Below are 24,531 nucleotides of genomic sequence, written 5' to 3' on the forward strand. Positions count from 1 at the left end.
TGCGTTGTCGTCGTCGCCGGTTCGCGGCCGGCGCGAGCGCTTCATCGACCACCAACTGTCAGGACAGAGTGATGATTGAGAATAAGAAGAAGCCGAATCCGATCGACATCCATGTCGGGAGTCGGATCCGTCTTCGTCGCACCATGCTCGGCATGAGTCAGGAAAAACTCGGAGAGAGCCTGGGAATCACGTTCCAGCAGATCCAGAAATATGAAAAGGGAACCAACCGCGTCGGTGCGAGCCGCCTGCAGAACATCTCCAGCATTCTCAATGTACCGGTCTCGTTCTTCTTCGAAGATGCTCCCGGGGAGCAGGGCTCGGTCTCCGGTGGCATGGAAGAGGCGTCGAGCTCCAGCTACGTGGTGGATTTCCTGTCGTCGTCCGAAGGACTGCAGCTCAACCGGGCGTTCGTGAAGATATCCGATCCCAAGGTGAGGCGGCGTGTGGTCGATCTGGTTAAGGCGCTGGCGGCCGATGCCGACAGCGAATAACGGCCGGACATTTTGATCCTGAGAGGCGGCGAAAGGCCGCCTTTTTCATGCGCCAATCCCCCTGGAACAGTCGATTTGACATATAAAGATATATTTATGTGCTTGTCTTTACGCCGGTGAGACACTAACAGATGAGCTGTATGTTTCTTTGAGGGGAATCCCGAAATGCGCGACAGCTATCTCTTCACAAGTGAGTCCGTTGCCGAAGGGCATCCCGACAAGGTCTGCGACCGCATCTCCGATGAGATCGTCGATCTCGTCTACCGCGAAGCAGCCAAGACGGGGGCGGATCCTTGGACAGTGCGCATAGCCTGTGAGACCCTGGCGACGACGAACCGCGTGGTGATCGCCGGAGAGGTCCGTCTGCCCCCCAGCCTCATGAAGAAGGACAAGGAAGGCCGCGACGTCATCAACCCGTCGAAGTTCAAGTCGGCGGCCCGCAAGGCGATCCGCGACATCGGCTACGAACAGAACGGCTTCAACTGGAAGACGGCGAAGATCGACGTGCTGCTCCACTCGCAGTCGGCCGACATCGCCCAGGGTGTCGATAGCGCCGCCGACAAGCAGGGGGATGAAGGCGCCGGCGACCAGGGCATCATGTTCGGTTATGCCTGCAAGGAAACGCCGGATCTCATGCCCGCGCCGATCTACTATTCGCACCGCATCCTCCAGCTTCTCGCGGCGGCCAGGAAGAAGGGCGACGGCGACGCCGGCAAGCTCGGCCCAGACGCCAAGAGCCAGGTCACCGTCCGTTACGAGAACGGCAAGCCCGCCTGCGTGGATTCCATCGTCCTGTCCACGCAGCACCTCGATGAGGAGTGGGATTCCAAAAAGGTTCGTTCCGTCGTCGAGCCCTACATTCGCGAGGCCCTGGGCGATCTGAGGATTTCCGACGACTGCAAGTGGTACATCAATCCCACCGGCAAGTTCGTAATCGGCGGTCCCGACGGTGACGCCGGCCTGACGGGGCGCAAGATCATCGTGGACACCTATGGCGGCGCAGCCCCTCACGGCGGCGGTGCCTTTTCCGGCAAGGACACGACGAAGGTTGATCGTTCGGCCGCCTATGCCGCGCGCTATCTTGCAAAGAACGTCGTCGCCGCGGGGTTGGCGGATCGGTGCACGATCCAGATCTCCTATGCGATCGGCATTGCCCAGCCGTTGTCGATCTACGTGGATCTCCACGGCACGGGCAAGGGCGTGAGCGAAGATCAGGTCGAGACGGCGATCCGCAAGGTCATGGATCTGTCGCCGTCCGGTATCCGGCGCCACCTCGATCTGAACAAGCCGATCTATGCAAAGACGGCAGCCTATGGCCATTTCGGACGCAAGCCCGGCCGTGACGGGTCCTTCTCCTGGGAGAAGGTAGATCTTGTTAAGCCGCTGAAGGAAGCGCTGAAGGCTGCCTGATCTGCCTTTACGCCGGCGGCGTTGAAACTATAAAGCGGGTGGCTCTCGAGCCAGCCGCTTTCTGTATTCGCTGAAAGACGAACGCAATGAACGATCCGCAGCGCCCGGGCCGGGCGACCGAAGCCTTTTTCGGACGGCGCAAGGGCAAGCCCCTGAGAGAGCGGCAGGCCGAGGGCCTGGCCGTCACCTTGCCGGAATTGAAGCTCGATCTTGATGCGGCTCCTCCGGTCCCTCTGGCGGGCCTCTTCCCGCTACCGGTTTCGGAGATCCGGCTGGAGATCGGTTTCGGCGGGGGAGAGCATCTCGTCCATCGCGCCGTCGAAAGCCCCCGGACCGGTTTTATCGGCGTGGAGCCCTTCGTCAATTCGATGGCGAAGCTGCTGAGCCGGGTTAACGATCTTGGCCTGAAGAACATCCGCGTCTACGACGATGACGCGACCCAGGTGCTCGACTGGCTGCCTGCGGCCTCCGTCAACCGCATCGACCTTCTCTACCCCGACCCTTGGCCGAAGCGTAAGCATTGGAAACGGCGCTTCGTATCGCAGGCCAACCTTGAGCGGTTTCATCGGGTGCTGAAGCCGGGCGGGCTGTTCCTGTTCGCCTCCGACATCGATACCTATGTCAACTGGACGTTGACCCACTGCCGCGACCATGGCGGCTTCGATTGGCTGGCGGAGCAGGCATCGGATTGGCTGACGCCCTTTGAGGGCTGGCCGGGCACGCGGTACGAGGCCAAAGCCAGGCGCGAGGGCCGTTCCTCCGCCTACCTCACCTTCCGCAAGGTATGAAATTTCGTCTTAGTGAAGGCTGACGGTCTTCAGGTCGTCCTCGGCCGCCTTGAAGAAGGTGCTGGAGCGATTGTCGGTCAGGAGGATCGGAGTGCCGTCGGCTCCGAAGAGCGCCCAGAGATCGAGATTGGGATCCATGTCCGGGGCTTCGGGGAAGCACCGCGAGACATCCTCGGAGCTTATCTTGCGAATGTAGCCCACTTCTCCGGCGCCGAGATGAGCGAGTTCCGATACGGTCAAGCGTGTGTTCGCTTCTTTCAGGAGCATTCCAGCCTCCGACATTGAGGGCATCACGACGATGATGTCGTTGCCTTACTCTGAGGCGGAAATGTTAATTTTTCGCACCATCCGGGCGGGCTTGGGGCGGATGAGATCCACCGAAAGAAGGCCATTCCTGAGGGAGGCGCCGTCGACCTGCATGCCGTCGGCCAGCACGAACACGCGCTGGAACTGCCGGGCTGCGATGCCGCGGTAGAGGTAATCCCGTTCGGGCTGCTCCAGTTGCCGGCCCCGGATGACGAGCTGGTTCTCCTCGACCGTCACATCGAGCTCGTCCTGGGAGAAGCCCGCTACGGCGACGGTGATCCGCAAGCGCTCGGGCGCTCCGGAAGCATTTTCCGGAAGCCGCTCGATATTGTAGGGGGGATAGCCGTCATTGGCCTTCGCCAGGCGTTCCAGGGTCTTTTCCATCGTGTCGAAACCCAGCAGCAGCGGGCTCGCGAACGGCGTGATTCGGCTCATCTGACAGTCCTTGTGAAGCGACCATGATCCCGGCCCGCGAAGGCGCCGTATCCAACGGCAATATGGGAATGTCCGGCTGCGAGCGCAAGCGCGACGGACGTCTGATCCATTGCCTCTCGCTACGGAGCCGTGTAGCTAGGCGCCCGAGCCAACAATGTGGGAATCTGCCATGGCGCAGCGCAGGAAGATCATCATCGATACGGATCCGGGTCAGGATGACGCCGCGGCCATCATGCTGGCGTTTGCGAGCCCGGACGAGCTCGAGGTGCTCGGGCTCTGTGCGGTAGCGGGCAATGTGCCCTTGTCCCTGACCAGCCGGAACGTGAGGATCGTCTGCGAACTCTGCGGGCGCCAGGACATGCCCGTCTACGAGGGCGCGAAGCATCCGATCCTGCGCAAGCAGGTGACGGCGGAACATGTGCATGGCCGGACCGGCCTGGACGGGGCGGAACTGCCGGAGCCGACGATGACGGTAGAGCCGCAGCATGCGGTGGATTTCATCGTCGAGACGGTGATGCGGGAGCCCGCCGGCAGCGTGACGCTCTGCACGCTCGGGCCTCTGACGAACGTTGCGCTGGCGCTTCAGATGCAGCCTGCGATCGCGGGGCGCGTCCGGGAACTTGTGATGATGGGGGGCGGCTTCTTCGAGGGCGGCAACATCACGCCGGCTGCGGAATTCAACATCTACGTCGATCCGGAAGCGGCGGCAGCCGTGTTCGCTTCAGGCATCCCGATCGTGATGATGCCGCTCGACGTCACCCACCAGCTTCTTACCCGCAAGGACCGTGTCGCGAGGATCGCCGCTCTGGGCACGCGGCCGGCGCAGGTCCTCGTCGATTGGCTCGCCTTTTTCGAACGCTTTGACGAGGAAAAATACGGTTCCGACGGCGGGCCGCTCCATGACCCGACGGTGATCGCCTATCTCCTGAAGCCGGACCTCTTCTCCGGCCGTCACTGCAATGTCGAAATCGAGACGCAGTCCGATCTGACTGTTGGGATGACGGTCGTCGATTGGTGGCGGGTTTCGGGACGCAAGCCGAATGCCATGGTCATGCGGAACGTCGACGCCGATGGCTTCTTCGACCTGCTGACGGAAAGGGTCGGCCGTCTTTAGAGACGGGCGGCAACCTCCGCCGCCGTCGGAATGGAAGGTTGTGCGCCCGGCTTGAGGCAGGCGAGGGAGCCGGCGACGGCAGCGCGGCGCAACATGTCGTCGAACGCCAGTCCCGCATCCAGCCCGGCAGCCAGATAGCCGCAGAACGTATCGCCGGCGCCAACCGTATCGACCGGCTGGATCTCCAGACCCCGAGCACGGTGCAACCGGCCGTCCTGCGCGGCGATGACGCCCTCGGCGCCAAGGGTGACGATGAAGGTCTGTCCCGTCTGCGCGTTCATCGTCTGCAGCGCGTCTTCGCGCTCCGCAGGCTGCAGGTCCGCCCGGCCCGTCAGGAGCTCGAATTCGGTCTCGTTGGCGATGACCACGTCCGCAAGCCTTGCCAGCCTTGCGGCCTCCGCAGTAATAGGCGCGGTGTTCAGGATGGAACTGACGCCCTTCGCCTTTGCTACCTGCAAGGCAGCCTCCACCGCAGCGGCGGGTACCTCGAGTTGGAGCATCAGCACATCACCCTGCGACATGGCCTCGACCGCCGCGCGAGCCTGCTGCTCGTCGAGGGTTCCATTCGCGCCCGCGACCACGGCGATCATGTTCTCACCGGTACCGCCGACCAGGATGAGAGCGGTGCCGGTCGGACCCTCCACACGGCGGATGGCGGATAGATCGACGCCTGCCTGATCAAGGAGCGCGAGCGCCGGCTCCGCGAACTCGTCCCTGCCCACCGCGGCCGCCATGCGCACGCCATTTCCGGCACGCCGTGCCGCCAGCGCCTGGTTGGCGCCCTTGCCCCCGGCGGCCGTGGCGAAACTGTTGCCGGCAACCGTCTCACCCGGCTCGGGCAGGCGGTCGGTGGTTGCGATGAGGTCCATGTTGATGGAGCCGAGGACGGTGATCATGCTGCGGGTCTCTCTGCGTCGTCCGGAGTAGGTGGCGACACTGCCCGAGCCAGTCACTCCTCGTCAACCACCCGCAGTTTCAGGAGGCCGGTGCGGCTCTCTACCGCGTGCGGCTTGTCGTGTCCCACGCTTCGCGGAGCCTCGGCGGCTTGTTCGAGCTCCAGCGCGCCGATCCTGGCGCCGCGCCGGACAAGCTTGTCCGAGGAGGTGAGGATCTGTTCCACGTCGCGCTGTGCGGCAAGAAAATGCCCCTGCAGCTTGCGGGTCCTGTCGTCGAGCCGTGCCAGGTCTTCCATCAGCAGCGCCACTTCGCCCTGGATCAGGTGCGCCTGCTCGCGCATGCGCTGGTCCTTGAGGACGGCCTGGATGACCTGGATCGACAGCATCAGCAGCGACGGAGAGACGATGACGACCCGCGACCGCTGCGCCCTCTGGATCACCGCATCGAAATGCTCGTGAATCTCCGCAAAGATCGATTCCGACGGCACGAACAGGAAGGCCATCTCCTGCGTCTCGCCGTTGATCAGGTACTTCTCCGAAATGTCGCGGATGTGGACCTCCAGGTCGCGTCGGAACTGCGCCGCGGCGGCCTTTCTCCCTTCCGGCGCCACGGTCTCCCGAAACGCATTCCATGCTTCCAGCGGAAACTTCGCGTCGATCACCAGCGGCGGTGCGCCGTTGGGCATCCGCACGAGGCAGTCCGGCCGCTTGCCATTGGAGAGCTGGCCCTGGAATTCATAGGCGCCGATGGGCAGGCCGTCGGCGATGATCGCCTCCATTCGGCCCTGGCCGAAGGCGCCGCGGGTCTGCTTGTTCGAAAGGATCGCCTGCAGCCCGACCACGTCCTTCGCCAGCGTCTGGATGTTGTTCTGCGCCGCGTCGATAACGGCCAGCCGCTCCTGCAGGAGGCGAAGGTTCTCGTGCGTCGATTTCGTCTGCTCCGTGATCGTGCTGCCGAGCCGTTGGCTCATGCCGTCAAGCCGCTGGTTCACCGCCTGGTTCAGTTCCGATTGACGCTGCGACAAGGTTTCGGCCATGGTGGCGATACGCCCCTGCATCTCCGCTTGGCTCCGCATCAGTTCGGCCAGCCGCGCTTCCGACTGCGTGGCCTGCCGCGCCAGCTCGGCGCCTCTCCGCTGCGACGAAACGACGAGGTAGAACGCAATCGCGGCGAGTGCTGCCGTGCCCAAAGCTAGAAGCCAGAACGTTTCGGGATGGAGTCCGAGGGTGCGGAAGAGGGAGGTAGAGCTATCCATTGCTCCACCCTAGCAGAATTCGCTGCGGCGAAAAGATCAAAAGGTGAACATATAAGGGGCCCGTGACGGACTTGGCCTACCTCTCCTGTTCCATCGGCAAAAAAGATGCGCTATGGGAGGCCATGACGATCAAGCCCCTTATCATTCTTCCCGACCCGGTCCTGCGTCAGGTTTCTAAGCCAGTCGAACAGGTCGATTCTGAAATCACCCGCCTCGCAGATGACATGCTGGAAACGATGTACGATGCGCCCGGCATCGGGCTGGCGGCCATCCAGATCGGCGTCCCGCGCCGCCTGCTGGTGATCGACGTCTCCAAGGAGGACGAAGAGAACAAGCCGATGGTCTTCATCAACCCGGAAATCGTCGGAGCCTCCGACGAGCGTTCGACCTACGAAGAAGGCTGCCTCTCCATTCCCGATTACTATGCGGAAGTGGAGCGCCCTGCGATGGTGGCGGTCAGCTATGTCGACCGCGAGGGGAAACAGCAGACGATACAGGCGGATGGCCTGCTGGCGACCTGCCTGCAGCACGAGATCGACCATCTCAATGGCGTGCTCTTCATCGACCACATCTCGCGGCTGAAGCGAGAGATGGTGATCAAGAAGTTCACCAAGGCCGCCCGTTCTCGCGCAGTGTAGTAAGTCCAGGGCCGGGCGGAAAGCTCTCCTCCGCGGGCGGCAAGTGCAGACAGGATCGCGATGAGCCTTCGCATCATCTTCATGGGAACGCCGGAGTTCTCGGTCCCGACGCTTCGCGCGCTGAAGGAGGCGGGCCATGAGATCGTCGCGGTCTACAGCCAGCCGCCGCGTCCGGGCGGACGCCGCGGCCTCGACCTGCAGAAGTCCCCGGTCCACCAGGCGACAGAGCTCCTCGGTATCCCCGTCCATACTCCGGTGAACTTCAAGGACGACGCGGACCGGGCGCAATTCCGGTCCCTGAACGCCGATGTTGCGGTGGTTGTCGCCTATGGCCTGCTTCTGCCCGAGGCGATCCTGAGCGGTACCCGGCTCGGCTGCTATAACGGCCACGCCTCGCTCCTGCCGCGTTGGCGGGGAGCGGCCCCGATCCAGCGGGCGATCATGGCCGGTGACAGAAAAACCGGCATGATGATCATGAAGATGGAAAAGGGGCTCGACACGGGACCCGTCGCGCTTACCCGCGAAGTGGAGATTGGGGAGAACGCCACTGCTGGCGAGCTCCATGACCAGCTGATGCTGATTGGCGCCCGCGCCATGGTGGAAGCGATGGAATGCCTCGAGGCTGGGGACCTGCCGCTGACGCCTCAGCCGGAGGAGGGCGTCCTGTACGCCGCCAAGATCGACAAGAGCGAGACCCGCATCGATTTCTCCCGGCCCGCTATCGAGGTGCACAACCGCATCCGTGGTCTCTCGCCTTTTCCCGGCGCCTGGTTCGAGGCCGAGATCAACGGCCGCGCCGAGCGGATCAAGGTCCTTCTCTCGGCAGTATCTGAAGGGGGAGGCGAGGCAGGAACCGTGCTGGACGACAATCTGACGGTCGCCTGCGGCAGCGGCGCCGTGCGGCTCACCCGCCTGCAGAAGGCGGGCGGAAAGCCTCTCGCCGCAGCCGACTTCCTGCGTGGTACGCCGCTGCCCGCCGGCACGAGGCTCGGCTGATGCCGCGATTCCGCATGACGGTCGAATATGACGGTACCGCCTATGTCGGCTGGCAGATGCAGGAGAACGGCCATTCGGTCCAGGCTGCGCTGCAGAACGGCATCCTCTCGTTGACGGGAGAGACCGTCTCGATCCGCGGTGCCGGCCGCACGGATTCCGGCGTCCATGCGATCGGTCAGGTCATCCATGCGGACCTCTCGCGCGATTGGAAGCCCTATACGCTCCGCAACGCCCTCAACGCCCATCTGGGGATGGCCGGTGAGAAGGTGGCGATCGTCGATGTGACGGCGGTGGGTGATGAGTTCGACGCTCGGTTCTCGGCGATCAAGCGCCACTACCTCTACCGCATCATCAACCGGCCGGCACCGCTGGCGCTGGAGGCGAAGCGCGCCTGGTGGGTGCCGAAGCCGCTGGATCACGAGGCCATGCATGCGGCGGCGCAGATGCTGGTGGGCCACCACGACTTCACCACCTTCCGCTCCGCCCATTGCCAGGCGACGAGCCCCGTGAGGACCCTGGATCGGCTGGATGTGACGCGACAGGCAGACGTGATCGAGATCCGTGCTTCGGCCCAGAGCTTCCTGCACAACCAGATACGATCCTTCGCAGGCACCCTGAAGCTCGCGGGTGAGGGGAAGATGAGCCCGGAGGATGTGCGCGCAGCGCTGGAGGCGAGGGATCGCAAGGAATGCGGCCCCGTGGCGCCTCCGGAAGGTCTCTACTTCATGAAGGTCGACTATCCAGGCGAAGGCTGACCGTCAGCCGGGATAGATTCCGAGGAAACGCTCCAGCGTGTCTGACAGCAGCATGGTCGGCACGATCAGCACCATGGTCAGCGTTGCGATCATCAGCGGATGTGGCCCACAGATGAGCCGGAAGATGCGCGATATGGAAAAGACCAGCGCGACCATCAGGAAGAGCCAGATCAGCGACAGGAAGCCCGTCAATCCCGGAGCGAGCATCAGCAGAAGGCTGAGCAAGCCATAGGCATAGGCGAAGGGAACGGAGAGCCAGTTCACCGCCACGACCATCGCATGGTATTTCCGGCCAAGCCCGAGGGCGAAGGCCAGGAGCCCGATCAGTACCAGCGGCACCAGCCAGTTGGCGAATTCCAGCATGCCCAGCCGGAAAAAGAAGATGCCGCCCAGTTCCGTGTCCCGCGGCATGCCCCGCAGATAGAGTTCCCTCCACCAGAGCCAGGAGATCGCCATGGCGGGGAGGCACCAGACGATGGCCCAGAAGGAGCGCAGCAGGCCGCGGTCGGAGATGTCGAGTTTCTGGAGCCCGGCTGCATCTCCCCGGACGAGTTGCCAGAGGCCGGCGAGGTAGTATCTGACCTCAAATGCTCCGGGCATGGCGGAACCAGTTGGAGATGAAACTGCCATAGATATCGGTGAGGAGTTCGAGATCCGCCACCGCCACCCGTTCGTCGACCATGTGCATGGTCTGGCCGACGAGGCCGAATTCCACCACCGGGCAATAGTCCTTGATGAAGCGGGCATCGGAGGTGCCGCCGGTGGTGGAGAGCGCCGGCCGGCGCGACGTGACGTTCTCGATCGCCTCGCTGAGTGACCCGATCAAGGCGTCGCTGTGCGTCAGGAAGACATGGCTCGGACGCTCGTTCCATGTGATGTCGTAACGGACCGGGTCGCGCCCCGGCCGCAATGTGCCCTGAGAGGCTGCGGTATCGAGGCGGCGCAGAATTTCCGTTTGCAGGCTCTCGACCGTCCAGGTGTCGTTGAAGCGGATGTTGAATGCCGCGGTCGCCTTGGCCGGAATGACGTTGACGGCGGGATTGCCGGTATCGACGGAGGTGACTTCCATGTTGGAAGCCGGAAAGTCCTTCGTGCCGTTGTCGTAAGGCTGCTCCATCAAGGCATGGGTCAACTGAAGCAGTCCACGGACCGGATTGTCGGCAAGATGCGGGTAGGCGGAGTGGCCCTGTACGCCCTGCACGGTGATCCGTCCGGAAAGCGAGCCGCGCCGGCCGATCTTGATCATGTCGCCGAGGACGTCCGGATTGGTGGGCTCTCCGACAAGGCAGGCATCCCAGGTCTCGCCCTTGTCCGCGGCCCATTTGAGCAGTTTTTCCGTGCCGTTGATCGACGGGCCTTCCTCGTCGCCGGTGATCAGGAAGGAGATCGAACCCTCCGGGGCTCCATGCGCCTCGATATGGCGGGCGACAGCCGCCACGAAGCAGGCGATCCCGCCCTTCATGTCGACGGCGCCGCGACCGTACAGCATCCCGCCGTCGATATCGGCTGCAAAAGGAGGATGCGACCAATCGGCCTCGTCGCCCGGCGGAACGACGTCGGTATGGCCGGCAAACATCAGGTGAGGGCCGTCGCTGCCGATCCGCGCATAGAGGTTCTCCACGTCCGGCGTGCCGGCGGCACTTGCCACCATCCGCTCGACGCGGAAGCCGAGCGGCGACAGCATGGCTTCGAGAGCGGTCAGGGCTCCACCTTCCGCGGGCGTTACCGAAGGGCAGCGGATCAGTGCCTGGAGGTTTTCTACGGGATCGGTGGCAGCCATTGCCGATCAGTCTCGCAACAACTCGTTGATGCCCGTCTTGGAGCGCGTCTTCTCGTCGACGCGCTTGACGATGACCGCGCAATAGAGGTTCGGGCCGGGTTCGCCGTTGGGGAAGGGCTTGCCCGGCATCGTTCCCGCGACCACGACCGAATAGGGGGGAACTTCGCCATAGGTGATCTCGCCCGTGGCGCGGTCGACGATCTTGGTGGACTTGCCGATGAAGACGCCCATACCGAGCACCGACCCTTCGCGGATGATGCAGCCTTCGACGACCTCGGAACGAGCGCCGATGAAGCAGTTGTCCTCGATGATCGTCGGGCCGGCCTGCATGGGCTCAAGCACGCCGCCGATGCCGACGCCGCCGGAGAGATGCACGTTCTTGCCGATCTGTGCGCAGGAGCCCACGGTCGCCCAGGTATCGACCATCGTGCCTTCGCCCACATAGGCGCCGAGGTTCACGAAGGACGGCATCAGCACGACGTTCGGCGCAATGTAGGCCGAACGGCGTACCACGGCGTTCGGCACGGCGCGGAAAGCGGCAGCCCGAAACTCGCTCTCGCCCCAGCCCTCGAACTTCGATGGAACCTTGTCCCACCAGGTGGACTGGCCGGGGCCCCCCTTGACAACCTCCATGTCGTTCAGGCGGAACGACAGGAGCACGGCCTTCTTCAGCCACTGGTTGACTTTCCACGATCCGTCCGCCTGACGCTCCGCCACACGCGCCTTGCCGGAGTCGAGAAGGTTCAGCGCGGCATCGACGGCATCCCGAACCTCTCCCTTCGTCGAAACCGAAACGCCCTCTCGTTGTTCGAAGGCTGTCTCGATGGTCATCTCCAGAGAGGTGAGATCCGTGCTGCTCATGGCAAGTCCTTAACGTCGCATGGGTAGGATAGGGGCCGGCGGCTGGCCAGATGATGATGATTGATCTATGCGACGGTCACTCCACCGTCAATGTGAATTGGCGCATTGCGCCCGACTTGAAAGGCAGGACATGGCGAAGCTCAAGAAGGACGAACCGCGGCGTAAGGACGGGGTATGGGACCCACTGAAGGACAGTTCTACCGACCGGCAGAGTGCCGCCGGCGTGCCGCAGACGCCGCAGTCGATGTCGCCTTCCTATCGCCTCGCCTATGCCGACGACGAGTTCCTCTGCCGCGAGGAACTGCGACCGGTACGGCTCCAACTGGAACTTCTCAAGGCCGAGATGGTCCTTGCCGAGAATGGCATCAAGTCGACGGTCGTATTGTTCGGTGGCGCCCGCATTCCGGCACCCGGACAAGCGGCCTGGGCTGCCCGGAACGAGACCCAGCGCAAGAACCTCGAAGCAGCCTCCGCCTATTACGAGGAGGCGCGCAAGTTTGCCAAGCTGTGCGCCCTGCACGGCGAGAAATACGACCATCAGGAATATGTGGTGGTGACGGGCGGCGGGCCGGGCGTCATGGAGGCGGGCAATCGGGGCGCTTCGGAGGCCGGAGCTCCGACGGTGGGCTTCAATATTGTCCTGCCGCATGAGCAGGCGCCCAATCCCTACGTCACTCCGGAACTCAGCCTCAACTTCCACTATTTCGCGATCCGCAAGATGCACCTGATGATGCGGGCAAAGGCGATCGTCATATTTCCAGGCGGATTCGGCACGATGGACGAGATGTTCGAAGCCCTGACCCTCATCCAGACGGGACGCATGGAGAAAATCCCCTTCATCCTTTTCGGCAAGGACTTCTGGCACCGGATCGTCAATTGGCAGGCTTTGGCCGATTTCGGCACGATCGCGCCGGAAGATATCGACCTCATCAGTTTCGTCGAGACCGCTGAGGAGGCTTGGAAGATCATCGGCGACTACTACGAGCATTAGAACGAAGAAACCCGCCCCTGGCGGTGGGGCGGGTTCAACGACGTGCCGTTCTAATCGCGGCGATTAGAAGGGGCGGTCCGGCATGTCGTCGATGGTGATCGCGTTGTCTCCATTGCGGTCCATGCGGGTGAACAGCTTGTCGACGGCGGCACCCACTTCGGCCTTGCTGAACTGGCCGTTTTCGTCAGTGTCCGCATGGCGTATCAGTTGCATACCGCCCATGCGGCCATGGTGCATGCCCCAGCGGTGTCCACCGTGCCGACGGTCACGGTCTCCGCGGCGCTCTGCGCGGTCCTGGCTGTCAGCTTCTTCTCCAGCCTGTGCTGTCTCCTGTCGACGTTCCTCGCGCCGCTCTGCCCGTTCCTTTCGGAACTCCTCCATCTTGGCCTTGCGATAGGCACGGAGTTCACCGGGGATCAGGTTGCCATCCTTGTCGGTGTCGATCTCGTTGAACAGCGCGTCCTGTCTTGCCGAGACCTCTTCCTTGGTGATCTTGGCATCCTTGTCGGCGTCTGCCGTCTTCAGCAGGCGGATAAAGGTCATCTCCTGCATCATGCCGCCTCTGCCGGCGTGCCGGCCGGGGCCGTCGCGCCCTGGGCCGGCGAAGCTCGGCGCGGCGGTACCGGCGACGAGAACAGCGGCAAGTGAGGCGAGTACGATCTTGCGGGTCTTCATGGAGAGGCTCCTTCCTCGGTTGCTCTATAGCTTCAAGCTATGGCCGGTCCGGCGGAGGAACCACTTAAACATCCGTAATCTGGATGAACTTTCGGTAACGTGTCAGCGTGCCGCAAGCGCCGAGAGGAAGCCTTGCAGGTCGTCGGTGAGGTAGTCGATGTGGTCGTCCTCCTCCGACAGCACCTCCCAACGCTCCACCAGAACGTCGTCCAGGTTGCGCGGTGCCAGAAGCACGGTGCGCATGCCCAGCGCCTTCGGAACCTTCAGGTTGCGGGGCAGATCCTCGAACATGGCGGCATGGCGCGTATCCACCCTGTGCAGGCTGGCGAACTTGTCATAGGTCGCGCCGGCGGGCTTCGGAATATAGTCGGCAGCCACGATGTCGAAGATGTCATCGAAGTGATCGAGGATCCCGAGCGCGCGGGCAGCCGCTTCGGCATGCGGCACGCTGCCGTTGGTGAAGATGAACTTGCGCCCCGGCAGCGCCTTGATTGCCTCGCCCAGCTCCGGATGCGGCAGGAGCGCGGAGTAGTCGATCGCATGCGCCCGCTCCAGAAACGCGTCGGGATTGATCCCGTGGTTCAGCATCAACCCCTGCAGGGTCGTCCCGTGTTCGTGATAGTAACGCTTCTGCAGCGCCCTGGCCTCCTCCCGCTCCAACTGCAGCAGTTCTGAAACATAGGCGGTCATGTTCTGGTCGATCTGCGCGAACAGGTTGACATGATGCGGATAGAGCGTGTTGTCGAGGTCGAACACCCAGTCACGGATATGGGCGAAATCGGCAGCTACGGGGGATCGCTTGGGCTTGGTCATGCCGCGTTATGCACCGTGGCGCGATGAAAGAAAACGGCAAACTCCGGTTCGGCCCGAAAGTGAGCTTGGCGAAGCGCGCAGGGGGTGCTAGCGGCCATCGTCATGGAACTTTGGATTCCCATCACCGTCGCCTCGGCTTTCCTGCAGAACATGCGGTCTGCCCTGCAGAAGCATCTGCGGGGACGTCTGAGCACAACAGGTGCCACCTTCGTGCGCTTCGGCTATGGCGTGCCCTTCGCTTTAGCCTACATGGCTATCCTCCATTGGGGTCTCGGGCGGCCCATGCCGGTGCCCAATCTTTCATTCCTCATCTGGGCGGTTGCCGGCGGATTCGCCCAGATTGGCGCGACCTTCCTGCTGGTCTATATCTTCGCCTTCCGGAATTTCGCGGTGGGAACGGCCTATTCGCGCACGGAGCCCGCTCAGGCTGCGCTGGTGGCCCTCGTTCTGGTCGGCGAGACGGTGACGGCGGGCACGGTCATAGCCATTGCCATCTCCGTCGTCGGCGTGATGCTGATTTCGGTGGCGAGGACCGAATTGACGCCCAGATCGCTCGTCACATCCGTCGGCAGCCGCACGGCAGTTTTCGGGCTCCTGTCCGGTTTCCTCTTCGGCATCTCGGGCGTCTCCTACCGATATGCCTCGCTGTCGCTTGCTCCCAGCCTTCCCGCGCCCGATCCCGTGGTGCAGGCGGGCTACACGCTGATGGTGGTTATCGTCATGCAGGCGGTCGCCATGCTTGCCTGGATCATCGTCAGGGAGCGCCGGGAGTTGCAGCAGATCGCCGCCGCCTGGCGGCCGGCACTGCTGGTCGGCTTCGTCGGCGCCACCGCGTCCTTCGGCTGGTTCACGGCGATGACGCTTCAGCCGGCGGCTGTCATCAAGGCACTGGCGCAGGTGGAGATGCTCTTCACATTCGCCTCGTCCGTCTTCGTGTTCAAGGAGCACATCAACCGGCTGGAGATTGCCGGCTGCGTGCTGATCGTACTCGGGATCCTGGCGCTGGTGCTGATCTGATCTCGCCCGTTAGGGCACGATCAGCGTGCCGGCACCATGCTCGGTGAAGATCTCCAGCAGCACTGAATGGGCGGTCTTTCCGTTGAGGATGACGACCCCCTGCACGCCCGCCTTGATGGCGTCGATGCAGGTTTCGACCTTCGGGATCATGCCGCCGGAGATCGTCCCATCCTTGATCAGCGCCTGCGCCTCGGCGACCGACAGTTCCTTGATCAGTTCGCCCTGCTTGTTGAGAACGCCGGGCACATCGGTCAGGAACAGCAGTCGGGTGGCACGAAGCGCGCCGGCGATTGCCCCCGCGAAGGTGTCGGCATTGATATTGTAGGTAGCGCCGTCGCGGCCGGGCGCCACGGGAGCGATGACGGGGATCATCTCCGACTTGGCGAGCAGGTCGAGAAGCGTGCGGTCGACTTCGACGACCTCGCCGACGAAGCCGAGATCCAGCACCCGTTCGATGTTCGAATCCGGATCGACGATGGTCTTCTTCGCCTTTTCGGCGAAGACCATGTTGCCGTCCTTGCCGCACAGGCCGATCGCCCATTCGCCGGTCTGGTTGATGAGCGCGACGATCTCCTTGTTGATGGAGCCGGCCAGCACCATTTCAACGATCTCGACCGTCTTCGCATCGGTGACACGCAAGCCGCCTTCGAACTTGGATTCGATGCCCATCTTGGAGAGCATCGCGCCGATCTGCGGGCCGCCGCCATGCACGACGATCGGGTTGACGCCGGACTGCTTCAGAAGCGCGATGTCCGCGGCGAATGCCTTGCCGAGCTCGCTGTCGCCCATGGCGTGGCCGCCATACTTCACGACGATCGTCTTGTTTTCGTAGCGCTGCATGTAGGGCAGCGCCTGGGCCAGAAGTTTCGCCTGAAGTTCGCTGTCTGTGGCGCTCATGAAATTCCCCGTGATCTGCGTTGGCGCGTTTTAGCGCAGGTTCGTGACAGATGAAACCGGCGGCGAATGCGGTGTCACACGGTGGCGTAGCCGATCGTATGCGCAATGGCCCGGCGCAACTCGTCCACGCCCTTCGACTTCTCCGAGGATGTCGCGAGAATATCCGGATAGGCCGCCGGCCGCTTGCGGATCTTATCGGCCGTCTCCGAAACCAGCCTCGGCACGCCGGCCTCCTTGATCTTGTCGATCTTCGTCAGCACGATCTGGTAGGAAACGGCTGCCTTGTCGAGCAGGTCCAGAACCTCCTCGTCGTTCTTCTTGATGCCGTGGCGGCTGTCGATCAGCACATAGACGCGTTTCAACGTCGCGCGGCCGCGCAGATAGTCGAAGACGAGCTTCGTCCAGGCATCCACCTGGTCCTTCGGCGCCTGCGCATAACCGTAGCCCGGCATGTCGACGAGCGCCATCGGCGGCAGGTCGTCCCCTTCACCCGAATAGCCCTGCGGCACGAAGTAGTTGAGTTCCTGGGTACGGCCCGGCGTGTTGGAGGTGCGTGCCAGCCCCTTGTGCCCCACCAGCGCGTTGATCAGTGATGACTTTCCGACATTCGAGCGGCCGGCGAAGGCCACTTCAAGGGGACCCTCCGGCGGCAGGAATTTCAGCGAGGGAACGCCGCGGATGAAGATCCACGGGCGGCCGAAGAGCGGCTTGTCGTCCGGAGTCGTTGGCGCGGGCATGGTGGTCGTCCTGTCGCTGTGGAAGGGACGGCTTCCGGTTTTTGGCCGACATTGTCAAGTTGCGGGTCCACGAAACCGGCACTGTCCGGCAAAGAAAAGCCCCGGCGAACCGGGGCTTCCAGGTTACTTGTTGGGGGCCGGTTTTCGCCGGAACATGCCCTTGATGTTGTCGAAGAGTTCGATCTTCGCGCCGTGGCGCTTCATGATCAGCGCCTGCTGCATGATCGAAAGCGTGTTGTTCCACGCCCAGTAGATGACGAGGCCTGCCGGGAAGGTCGCCAGCATGAAGGTGAAGATCAACGGCATCCAGTTGAAGATCATCGCCTGGGTCGGATCCGGAGGCGTCGGGTTCATGCGCATCTGCAGCCACATGGTGACGCCCATGATCAGCGGCCAGACGCCGATCAGCAGGAAGCCGGGCACGTCGTAGGGCAGAAGGCCGAACAGGTTGAAGAGCGACGTCGGATCCGGTGCGGACAGATCCTGGATCCAGCCGAAGAACGGCGCATGCCGCATCTCGATCGTGACGTAGATCACCTTGTAGAGAGCGAAGAACACCGGGATCTGCAGGAGGATCGGCCAGCAGCCGGCGATCGGGTTGATCTTCTCCTCCTTGTAGAGCTGCATCATCGCCTGCTGCATGGCCATGCGGTCATCACCGTGCTTGGCCTTCAGCTCTTCCATCTTCGGCTGCACGCGCTTCATATTGGCCATGGAGGCGTACTGCTTGCTGGCCAGCGGGAAGAAGATCGCCTTGACGACGATCGTCGTCATGAGGATCGCCACGCCGAAGTTTCCGAAGTAGCGGAAGAAGAAGTCCATCAGGTGGAACATCGGCTTGGTGATGAAGTAGAACCAGCCCCAGTCGATCAGGAGCTCGAAGCGCGGGATCGAGTACTGCTCTTCGTACTGGTCGACCAGCGGAACTTCCTTGGCGCCGGCGAAGACGAGGTTGGTTACCTCGGCGGACTGGTTTGGCTCTATCGTCAGCGCATCGCTGCGGAAGTCTGCCTGGTAGCGCGGCTGCCCGTCCTTGAAATGGGAGAAGCGGGATTCGTAGGGCAGGGACTGCGGCGGGATGAGAGTGGCGGCCCAGTACTTGTCTGTGATGCCAAGCCAGCCACCCGTGGCTTTCGCATTGGCGATCGCTTCCTCTTCGACGTCGTCGTAGCTTTCCTCCATCAGACCGGTCTCGCCGAGCACGCCGATGAAGCCTTCGTGGATGACGTAGACGGAAGGGGTCGCAGGCTTGTTGTAGCGCGTGACGCGGCCATAGGGGGCAAGCGATATGGCCTCGGCGGTCGGGTTCTCCACCTTGTCCGCGACGCTCAACATGTAGTGCTCATCGACCGAGATGGTGCGAGTGAAGACCACGCCCTTCTCGTTGGTGAACGTGAGGACGACCGGGGTCTCAACCGTCAGCTTCTCGCCGCTCGCGAGCGTCCACTGCGTCGACGGACCCGGCACGGAGCCGGAGTTGTCGCTCTGGACGAAGCCGAGTTCGGTGAAATAGCCGTCAGCCGTATTGGCTGGGGAGAAGAGGGTGATGATCGGGCTCTCCTCATCGACGGTCTCGTTGTATTCGCGCAGCTTCAGGTCGTCGAAACGCGCGCCGAGAAGATTGATGGAGCCGGAAAGCGCGGGAGTATCGATGGCGACGCGTGGGCTTGCCGCCACGGCCTGCTCACGGTTCTGCGTCGCCTGCGCCTGGTTGCCGCCTGGAAGATTGCCGCTCACTGTCGCGCCTGGGCTTTCCGGCGTCACGGGCTGCGCGGCTTCGCCCTGCAAGGCCTGCTGAGCCTCTAGCGCGCGCTGCTGCGCTTCCATCCTCGGGTTCATGTAGAGGAATTGCCAAGCAAGGACGATCACTACCGAGAGGGCGATCGCAATGAAGTAATTGCGGTTCTTTTCCATCATGCTTTCCTGGAACGGGTCTCCTCGGACCGTTTCGGTCGCGGCCGGCCGTTGATCCGCTCGGCGAGTTGTGCAGTGAGTTCTGCGAACGGTACCGTCAGGACCTCCCGTCGCGCGACAATGACATAGTCGTGTCCGGCTTTCATTGCAAACCCGGCGCTCTGCCGTACCGCCTCCTTGAGGCGTCGGCGCATGCGGTTTCGCGCCACGGCATTGCCGTGCTTCTTGGTAACGGTGAAACCGACGCGTGGTGGTGAATCCGGGGCCTGACGGTCCAGGACTTCCAGAAGAAAGGTTCGGCCTCGCCGGCTTTCACCCGTACGCACGGCAAGAAACTGCGGCCGGCTCTTCAGCCGCCCGACAGTCGTCTTGGATGTCTTTCCGTTCGTCATTGCCCGGTTGTCGGGCACGCCCGCCCTTAGGCCGACAGACGCTTGCGGCCGCGTGCGCGACGAGCTGCAAGAACCTTGCGGCCACCATTGGTCGCCATGCGGGCCCGGAAGCCGTGGCGGCGCTTGCGGACAAGCTTGGACGGTTGATAGGTACGCTTCGACATTTATTTTAATACCGCGGTGTGCGGCCCTTCTTGATTGCCATAGGGCAAGAGCGTTTCGAAAACGTTCGGCGATAGCTCGCAGTCGTGCGAGACGGTGAGGCTGAACGTGCGCGGCTTATAAGAGAACTTCTGGACAGAAGTCAATCGGCGGCGGGGTCTGGAGGTCACCTGGGTGCGGATACGTCCGGTGCCAGGAGGGGACGCGCATCGGGCCTCCTCGAAATGAGGGGTGAGAATTAGCAGTCCCCTGGAGTCTGCCAGCCTCGGACACAAAATCACCAGTCGAACAGGGACTTAGCGCCGGGAGGTGGCGGCGGATGCGGGCCGGCGACGCCAGCAAGCTAAAGCCTTTCTTAATTCGCTCATGCCAATTCTAGCACTTAATCTTGAGGGGTTTCTCGCGAATCCCCCTGATCTTGAAGTCATGACTAGAAAAGGGAATGCGATGAGAATCCGAGGTAAGATCAATCTTCTTGTTGGTCTGATGAGTGCCGTGTCCCTGGTCGTGGGCGCACTCTCCGTGTTTGCGATGACGGAATCCCGCGCCCGCATGCAGCAATACGAGACGGCGGCTCACCGGGCGCATATGGGCGAGAGTCTCAACAGGCTGGTGACGGCCGTGGTCATGGAAGCGCGCGGCATATACGCGTCGGATACGAAGGAAGAGGCTGCCAAGTTCGGAGAAGGCCTTCTGAAGAACCTGCAGAAGATGGATGCACTGCTGGAGAACTGGAAGACCGAAGTCCCGGAGCACCAGCGCGCCTCCTTCGACAGCCTTCTGGCGCGGGCCGCCGAGTTCAAGGCCTTCCGCACGGAAACCGTGCGCCTGGGAACGGAAGTCGGCCCCGAGGCAGGGAACGAGCAGGGCAACAATGAAGCGAACAGAAACAACCGCAAGGCCTTTCAGGCGGAGATCGATGCAGTCGTCCAGGCCGATCTGGACGAATTGACCGCGGTGGATGCTGACCTCGACCAATTCAATCAGATGGTCATCCTGCTGCTTTCGGGCGTCGTCCTGCTCGGTGTCGGCGCCGGTGCGGGCTTCGGTCTCTATATCGGCCGCCGCCAGCTGAGTGGCCCGATCCTGGAGCTGACGACGACCATGAAGAGGGTTGCAGACGGTGACTTCGGGACCGAGATCCCCGGCAAGGGCCGGCAGGACGAAATCGGCGACATGGCCGCCGCCGTCGAGGTCTTCAAGCAGAATGGCCTGGAAGTTGCCCGTATGAACGAGCAGGAAAGCGGCAGCCGGGCACGAAGCGATGATCTGCGGGTCCGCATGGAAGCCGTGGTCAGCGCCGCCGCGGAAGGCGATTTCAGCAAGCGTATCGATAAGCAGTTCGGTGACGAGAGCCTCGATACCTTCGCACGCAATGTCGACAGCCTTCTCGATAGCGTCGAGGCAGGCGTTTCGGCAACCGGTCGGGTCGTCAAAGCTCTGGCGGAGGGTGACCTCACCCAGACCATGGCGGGTAATTTCCTTGGCGCCTTCGCCGAGCTCCAGGCAAACGTGAACGCCGCCGTGGAGAGCCTCCGGCAGGCCATGCAGAATGTGCGCGTCAGCACCAGCACGATCAACAGCAGTTCCAATGAGCTCAGCAGCGCGACCAACGATCTGTCGAAGCGGACGGAACAGCAGGCTGCCGCACTGGAGGAGACCTCCGCCGCCCTGGACGAGATTACGGCCGTCGTCCGCACCTCTACCGAGCGTGCCCAGGAGGCAACCGTCATGGTCGGTGAGGCCAAGGAGAGCGCCGTCCAGTCCGGCGCCGTTGTCCGCAGCGCCGTCGAGGCCATGGGCCGCATCGAGCAGGCGTCGAACGAAATTGCCCAGATCACAAATGTCATCGATGAAATCGCCTTCCAGACGAACCTGCTTGCGCTGAATGCCGGCGTGGAGGCCGCCCGCGCAGGGGAGGCCGGCAAAGGCTTCGCCGTCGTCGCCCAGGAGGTGCGGGAACTGGCACAGCGGTCCGCGGCCGCGGCCAAGGACATCAAGGGGCTCATCACGAAGTCCGGCGAGGAAGTGGCCGGCGGCGTCCGGCTGGTCCAGAAGACCGGCGAGGCCCTGTCGGAGATCGAGGCACGCGTGCTGCGCATCAACGACCACATCCACTCGATCGCGGTCGCGGCCAAGGAGCAGGCGACGGGTCTGCAGGAAGTCAATACCGCCATCAACCAGATGGACCAGGTGACGCAGCAGAACGCCGCCATGGTCGAGGAAACGTCCGCGGCGACCCAGAAGCTTTCTGCCGAAGCCGGCGGCCTGCTCTCGATGGTCTCCCGGTTCCACATCGGGGAGGGCACGAGTGCTGCCCAGCCGGCCGTACCCGCTCCCCGGGCAGCGCCTGCGGCAAAGGGTGCCGCGCCCGCCCGTCCGGCGGCGGAGTGGGATCGGCCGCGGCCGTCACCGGCACGGACGATGACCGGGGCAATCGCCAAGGCCCTCGGAATCGGCGCTCCCGCATCGGCAGCCGCCGCGGCTGCCGATTGGGAAGAGTTCTGATCCGTCCGACGGATCGCGTCATGGAACGGGCCGGGGTGAGACCTCGGCCCGTTCTGTTTGTGCCCTTGGAAAAAACTGGTAAAAGGGCGAGGGGGCGCTGATGGATACGGGCTGCCGAAGGGGTTCGGCAGCATCGACTGGAGATCCGCATGAGCGGAGAAGCTCAGACAGATCCGCATGGCTCGCAGGAGCGCTCCGCGCCTGCGCCGATGCCGCGCTTGTTCCACGGCCTCTCCGGCCGGCTTCTCTGGCTGACCGTGGTCTTCGTCATGCTGGCGGAAATCCTTATCTTCGCGCCATCGGTCGCCGGCATGCGCATGAACTGGCTGCGCGACCGTCTCGATACCGCCGCCGCGGCAGGTATCGTCATCGATGGCCTGCAGCCGTCCGAACTTCCTCGCAGCGTTCAGGACGACACGCTGTTGGCGACGGGCACCAAGGTGATCGCCCTGCGCAAAGACGGCACGTCGAGGCTTCTGGCGGCCGTCGATGTTCCGCCCCAGGTCGACGACCAGTATGACCTTGCCGACGTCCCGATGCTGGTTTCGATCCGCGATGCCATGAACACGCTCTTCTTCGGCGGTGGCCGGGTCATGCGCGTCTTCGGCCCGATCGGCGAGACCGATATGATCGTCGAACTGGTGATGACGGACGATGCCTTGCGCAAGGACATGCTGAGCTATGCGCACATGATGTTCGTGCTGTCGCTCGTGATTTCGCTGATTACCGCGGTCCTGATCTTCCTGGCGATCAACCGCATGATGATCCGGCCGATCCGGCACCTCGCGCGAAGCATGCAGCTATTCTCGGAGCGGCCGGACGACCCGGAGCGGGTTTTCCGGCCGGACGGTGCAAAGGGTGAACTTGCCGTCGCAGGTCGCCATCTGGCCGATATGCAGGTGGAGCTTCAGCGCACTCTCAGACAGCAAAAGAACCTCGCCGATCTTGGCCTCGCCGTGTCCAAGATCAACCATGACATGCGCAACATCCTGGCATCCGCGCAACTGATGTCGGACAGGCTGATCGATGTGGAGGACCCAATGGTGCGCAGCTTCGCTCCAAAGCTGCTTCGCACCATCGACCGTGCCGTAGGATATACCAATGAGGTCCTGTCCTACGGGCAAGCCTCGGAGGCGGCGCCCAGGCGCCGGATCGTCCGTCTCTCCGAACTCTGCCAGGAGGTTCGCGATATGCTCGCCCTCGATCCCGGTAGCGGCATCGAATACCAGGAGCAGGTTCCTCCGGACCTTGAGATCGACGCTGACAGCGACCAGCTCTTCCGCGTCATTCACAACATCTGTCGCAATTCCGTGCAGGCACTCGCCGTCTTCCATCCGGAGGACGCGGCCACCGTTCGCCGCATCACCGTGACGGCGACGCGCATCGGCAGTGTCGTCGGCATCACGATCGACGACACCGGCCCCGGCATGCCCCGCAAGGCCCGCGAGAACCTCTTCGCCGCCTTCCGCGGCTCCGCCCGCTCCGGCGGCACCGGACTCGGCCTCGCCATCGCCCGCGAACTGGTGCTGGCCCATGGCGGCACCATCGCATTGGTAGAAAAGCCGGGCCCGGGCACGCAGTTCAGGATCGAGATCCCCGATCGGCCGGTCGCGCTCGACGACTATCGCGCGCGCGCCTGATGAAAAGCGAGCAATTCCATCCGCTTGGAGATGGCGTACTGGCAAAAATGGAATTTGGCGGGGAAAATCGCTTGCAATCGGAAGGCGGACGATTTAGAGGATCGCCACGCAAGCGGCACCGCCGTTTCGCAATACGCACCCGTAGCTCAGCTGGATAGAGCACCAGACTACGAATCTGGGGGTCAGGAGTTCGAATCTCTTCGGGTGCGCCATTTCCTTTTCCGTTTCGATAGCATCTCCCTGGAAGATCCGCGTCATGCCGTAGGCAAGCGACCGGCGCTGCTGCTATAGCGACTGCAGGATCTGCACTCGAACCCGTTCCGGGAGATATCATGAGCGACAAAACTGAAAGGCCTGTGGCGTTGATCACCGGCGGCGGGCGCGGCATGGGGGCGGCCATCGCCCGCGAATTGCACGGCCAGGGCTACAGGCTTGCGCTGATGTCGCCTTCAGAAAGCTGCGAAGCGCTGGCGGCCGAGCTCGAAGGCGTGGCGTTCCGGGGTGTTGCCGAGGAGGCAAAGGATATCCAGGGCATCTTCGACGCTACGATGACCGCCTATGGGCGCATCGATGCCGTGGTCAATCATACAGGGCATCCGCCGAAGGGCGATCTCCTCGACATCTCCGACGAACAGTGGACGCTCGGCTCGGATATGATGGTGCTCAGCCTGGTGCGGATGGCGCGGCTGGTCACGCCGGTCATGCTCGGGCAGGGAAAGGGCGCCTTCGTCAACATCACCACCTTCGCGGCCTATGAGCCGTCACTCGTGTTTCCCGTTTCCTGCACCTACCGTGCTGCCGCCGGGGCCTTCACAAAGCTCTACTCCGATCGCTATGCCGCGAGCGGCATAAGGATGAACTGCATCCTTCCGGGCTACATCGACAGCCTGAACCACAAGCCAGAGACGGCGGAGAAAATCCCGATGAAGCGCGTGGGCCTGGTTGAGGAGATCGCCAAGACTGCGGCCTTCCTCCTTTCGGATGGTGCGGGCTATATCACCGGCCAGAACATTCGTGTCGACGGCGGCGTGACCCGACACGTCTGATTTGGAGGAAACC

At 63.0% G+C, this 24,531-nt stretch carries 26 protein-coding genes and 1 tRNA gene; 13 read left to right on the plus strand and 14 right to left on the minus strand.

Annotated elements, in window-relative coordinates; genetic code table 11:
• Positions 1-71: 71 nt before the first annotated feature.
• From RTCK_RS18215 to trmB, 3 genes are all read left to right on the plus strand, one after another.
• Positions 72-491, plus strand: a complete 420-nt coding sequence (locus tag RTCK_RS18215; RefSeq protein ID WP_142521980.1) for a helix-turn-helix domain-containing protein — start codon at positions 72-74, stop codon at positions 489-491.
• 165 nt (positions 492-656) lie between these two features.
• Complete coding sequence (gene metK / locus RTCK_RS18220) at positions 657-1,901, plus strand: methionine adenosyltransferase (RefSeq protein WP_142521979.1); 1,245 nt, start codon at positions 657-659, stop codon at positions 1,899-1,901.
• 86 nt (positions 1,902-1,987) lie between these two features.
• On the plus strand, positions 1,988-2,689 hold the full coding sequence (gene trmB / locus RTCK_RS18225; protein ID WP_142593840.1) for a tRNA (guanosine(46)-N7)-methyltransferase TrmB: 702 nt from the start codon (positions 1,988-1,990) through the stop codon (positions 2,687-2,689).
• Positions 2,690-2,698: 9 nt separating this feature from the next.
• On the opposite strand, the gene RTCK_RS18230 is transcribed toward trmB, so the two are convergent.
• Together RTCK_RS18230 and RTCK_RS18235 are read right to left on the minus strand one after the other, a co-directional pair.
• Entirely contained in the window at positions 2,699-2,956 is a 258-nt protein-coding gene (locus RTCK_RS18230) for a BQ00720 family protein (RefSeq protein WP_142521977.1), read from the minus strand.
• A gap of 45 nt (positions 2,957-3,001) precedes the next feature.
• A complete protein-coding gene (locus RTCK_RS18235; RefSeq protein WP_142593841.1) occupies positions 3,002-3,430 on the minus strand; it encodes an Hsp20 family protein in 429 nt (142 codons plus the stop codon).
• Positions 3,431-3,599: 169 nt separating this feature from the next.
• Here RTCK_RS18235 and RTCK_RS18240 point away from each other — a divergent pair, with 169 nt between their 5' ends.
• Positions 3,600-4,544 carry a nucleoside hydrolase gene (locus RTCK_RS18240; RefSeq protein ID WP_142593842.1) on the plus strand — a complete coding sequence of 315 codons (945 nt, stop codon included), beginning with the start codon at positions 3,600-3,602 and terminating at the stop codon, positions 4,542-4,544.
• Here RTCK_RS18240 and RTCK_RS18245 read toward each other — a convergent pair.
• On the minus strand, positions 4,541-5,440 hold the full coding sequence (locus tag RTCK_RS18245) for a ribokinase (protein WP_142593843.1): 900 nt from the start codon (positions 5,438-5,440) through the stop codon (positions 4,541-4,543). The genes RTCK_RS18240 and RTCK_RS18245 overlap by 4 nt on opposite strands.
• A gap of 53 nt (positions 5,441-5,493) precedes the next feature.
• Complete coding sequence (locus RTCK_RS18250; RefSeq protein WP_142593844.1) at positions 5,494-6,696, minus strand: DNA recombination protein RmuC; 1,203 nt, start codon at positions 6,694-6,696, stop codon at positions 5,494-5,496.
• Between the two features lie 122 nt (positions 6,697-6,818).
• On the opposite strand from RTCK_RS18250, the gene def reads away from it, so the two are divergent.
• The 3 genes from def to truA are packed head-to-tail and all read left to right on the plus strand — an operon-like array spanning position 6,819 to position 9,085.
• Positions 6,819-7,334, plus strand: coding sequence for a peptide deformylase (def, locus tag RTCK_RS18255; protein ID WP_142593845.1), 516 nt, complete (start codon positions 6,819-6,821; stop codon positions 7,332-7,334).
• A 60-nt stretch (positions 7,335-7,394) separates the two neighbouring features.
• The gene (fmt, locus tag RTCK_RS18260; protein WP_142593846.1) at positions 7,395-8,330 is read left to right on the plus strand and encodes a methionyl-tRNA formyltransferase; all 936 of its coding nucleotides are present in this window, start codon (positions 7,395-7,397) and stop codon (positions 8,328-8,330) included.
• Positions 8,330-9,085, plus strand: a complete 756-nt coding sequence (gene truA, locus RTCK_RS18265; RefSeq protein WP_142521970.1) for a tRNA pseudouridine(38-40) synthase TruA — start codon at positions 8,330-8,332, stop codon at positions 9,083-9,085. Before fmt ends, truA begins: the two co-directional genes overlap by 1 nt.
• 3 nt (positions 9,086-9,088) lie before the next feature.
• Here truA and RTCK_RS18270 read toward each other — a convergent pair whose 3' ends face one another.
• Genes RTCK_RS18270 through dapD form a run of 3 tightly spaced genes read right to left on the minus strand, consistent with a single transcriptional unit; the run spans position 9,089 to position 11,726 of the window.
• Complete coding sequence (locus RTCK_RS18270; RefSeq protein ID WP_142521969.1) at positions 9,089-9,685, minus strand: hypothetical protein; 597 nt, start codon at positions 9,683-9,685, stop codon at positions 9,089-9,091.
• Positions 9,669-10,865 (minus strand): succinyl-diaminopimelate desuccinylase, encoded by a 1,197-nt coding sequence (gene dapE, locus RTCK_RS18275; protein ID WP_142593847.1) that lies wholly within the window; start codon positions 10,863-10,865, stop codon positions 9,669-9,671. The genes RTCK_RS18270 and dapE overlap by 17 nt, the downstream gene beginning before the upstream one ends.
• Before the next feature lie 6 nt (positions 10,866-10,871).
• The gene (dapD, locus tag RTCK_RS18280) at positions 10,872-11,726 is read right to left on the minus strand and encodes a 2,3,4,5-tetrahydropyridine-2,6-dicarboxylate N-succinyltransferase (RefSeq protein ID WP_142593848.1); all 855 of its coding nucleotides are present in this window, start codon (positions 11,724-11,726) and stop codon (positions 10,872-10,874) included.
• A 130-nt stretch (positions 11,727-11,856) separates the two neighbouring features.
• Here dapD and RTCK_RS18285 point away from each other — a divergent pair, with 130 nt between their 5' ends.
• Positions 11,857-12,717, plus strand: a complete 861-nt coding sequence (locus RTCK_RS18285; RefSeq protein ID WP_142593849.1) for an LOG family protein — start codon at positions 11,857-11,859, stop codon at positions 12,715-12,717.
• A 63-nt stretch (positions 12,718-12,780) separates the two neighbouring features.
• On the opposite strand, the gene RTCK_RS18290 is transcribed toward RTCK_RS18285, so the two are convergent.
• Positions 12,781-13,392 carry an EF-hand domain-containing protein gene (locus tag RTCK_RS18290; protein WP_142593850.1) on the minus strand — a complete coding sequence of 204 codons (612 nt, stop codon included), beginning with the start codon at positions 13,390-13,392 and terminating at the stop codon, positions 12,781-12,783.
• Between the two features lie 102 nt (positions 13,393-13,494).
• The gene (locus tag RTCK_RS18295) at positions 13,495-14,205 is read right to left on the minus strand and encodes a pyrimidine 5'-nucleotidase (protein WP_142593851.1); all 711 of its coding nucleotides are present in this window, start codon (positions 14,203-14,205) and stop codon (positions 13,495-13,497) included.
• 102 nt (positions 14,206-14,307) lie between these two features.
• Between RTCK_RS18295 and RTCK_RS18300 the strand changes: the two genes are divergently transcribed.
• The gene (locus RTCK_RS18300; RefSeq protein ID WP_142593852.1) at positions 14,308-15,222 is read left to right on the plus strand and encodes a DMT family transporter; all 915 of its coding nucleotides are present in this window, start codon (positions 14,308-14,310) and stop codon (positions 15,220-15,222) included.
• 9 nt (positions 15,223-15,231) lie between these two features.
• On the opposite strand, the gene argB is transcribed toward RTCK_RS18300, so the two are convergent.
• The 5 genes from argB to rpmH all read right to left on the minus strand — a co-directional run bounded on the left by argB (position 15,232) and on the right by rpmH (position 19,326).
• Positions 15,232-16,119: an acetylglutamate kinase gene (gene argB, locus RTCK_RS18305; RefSeq protein WP_142521962.1), complete on the minus strand. Its 888-nt coding sequence runs from the start codon at positions 16,117-16,119 to the stop codon at positions 15,232-15,234.
• 74 nt (positions 16,120-16,193) lie between these two features.
• The gene (yihA, locus tag RTCK_RS18310; RefSeq protein WP_142593853.1) at positions 16,194-16,856 is read right to left on the minus strand and encodes a ribosome biogenesis GTP-binding protein YihA/YsxC; all 663 of its coding nucleotides are present in this window, start codon (positions 16,854-16,856) and stop codon (positions 16,194-16,196) included.
• A gap of 123 nt (positions 16,857-16,979) precedes the next feature.
• Complete coding sequence (yidC, locus tag RTCK_RS18315; RefSeq protein WP_185928050.1) at positions 16,980-18,773, minus strand: membrane protein insertase YidC; 1,794 nt, start codon at positions 18,771-18,773, stop codon at positions 16,980-16,982.
• Complete coding sequence (rnpA, locus tag RTCK_RS18320) at positions 18,770-19,162, minus strand: ribonuclease P protein component (protein WP_142521959.1); 393 nt, start codon at positions 19,160-19,162, stop codon at positions 18,770-18,772. Before rnpA ends, yidC begins: the two co-directional genes overlap by 4 nt.
• 26 nt (positions 19,163-19,188) lie before the next feature.
• Positions 19,189-19,326 carry a 50S ribosomal protein L34 gene (gene rpmH / locus RTCK_RS18325; protein ID WP_052636689.1) on the minus strand — a complete coding sequence of 46 codons (138 nt, stop codon included), beginning with the start codon at positions 19,324-19,326 and terminating at the stop codon, positions 19,189-19,191.
• Between the two features lie 445 nt (positions 19,327-19,771).
• Here rpmH and RTCK_RS18330 point away from each other — a divergent pair, with 445 nt between their 5' ends.
• From RTCK_RS18330 to RTCK_RS18345, 4 genes are all read left to right on the plus strand, one after another.
• Positions 19,772-21,832: a methyl-accepting chemotaxis protein gene (locus RTCK_RS18330; RefSeq protein ID WP_142521958.1), complete on the plus strand. Its 2,061-nt coding sequence runs from the start codon at positions 19,772-19,774 to the stop codon at positions 21,830-21,832.
• A gap of 149 nt (positions 21,833-21,981) precedes the next feature.
• Entirely contained in the window at positions 21,982-23,472 is a 1,491-nt protein-coding gene (locus RTCK_RS18335; protein ID WP_142593855.1) for an ATP-binding protein, read from the plus strand.
• Positions 23,473-23,607: 135 nt separating this feature from the next.
• Positions 23,608-23,684, plus strand: a tRNA-Arg gene (locus tag RTCK_RS18340).
• Positions 23,685-23,804: 120 nt separating this feature from the next.
• Complete coding sequence (locus RTCK_RS18345; RefSeq protein WP_142593856.1) at positions 23,805-24,518, plus strand: SDR family oxidoreductase; 714 nt, start codon at positions 23,805-23,807, stop codon at positions 24,516-24,518.
• Positions 24,519-24,531 lie beyond the last annotated feature (13 nt).

It is taken from the genome of Pseudorhizobium endolithicum (assembly GCF_902153245.2).
Taxonomy (GTDB): domain Bacteria; phylum Pseudomonadota; class Alphaproteobacteria; order Rhizobiales; family Rhizobiaceae; genus Neorhizobium; species Neorhizobium endolithicum.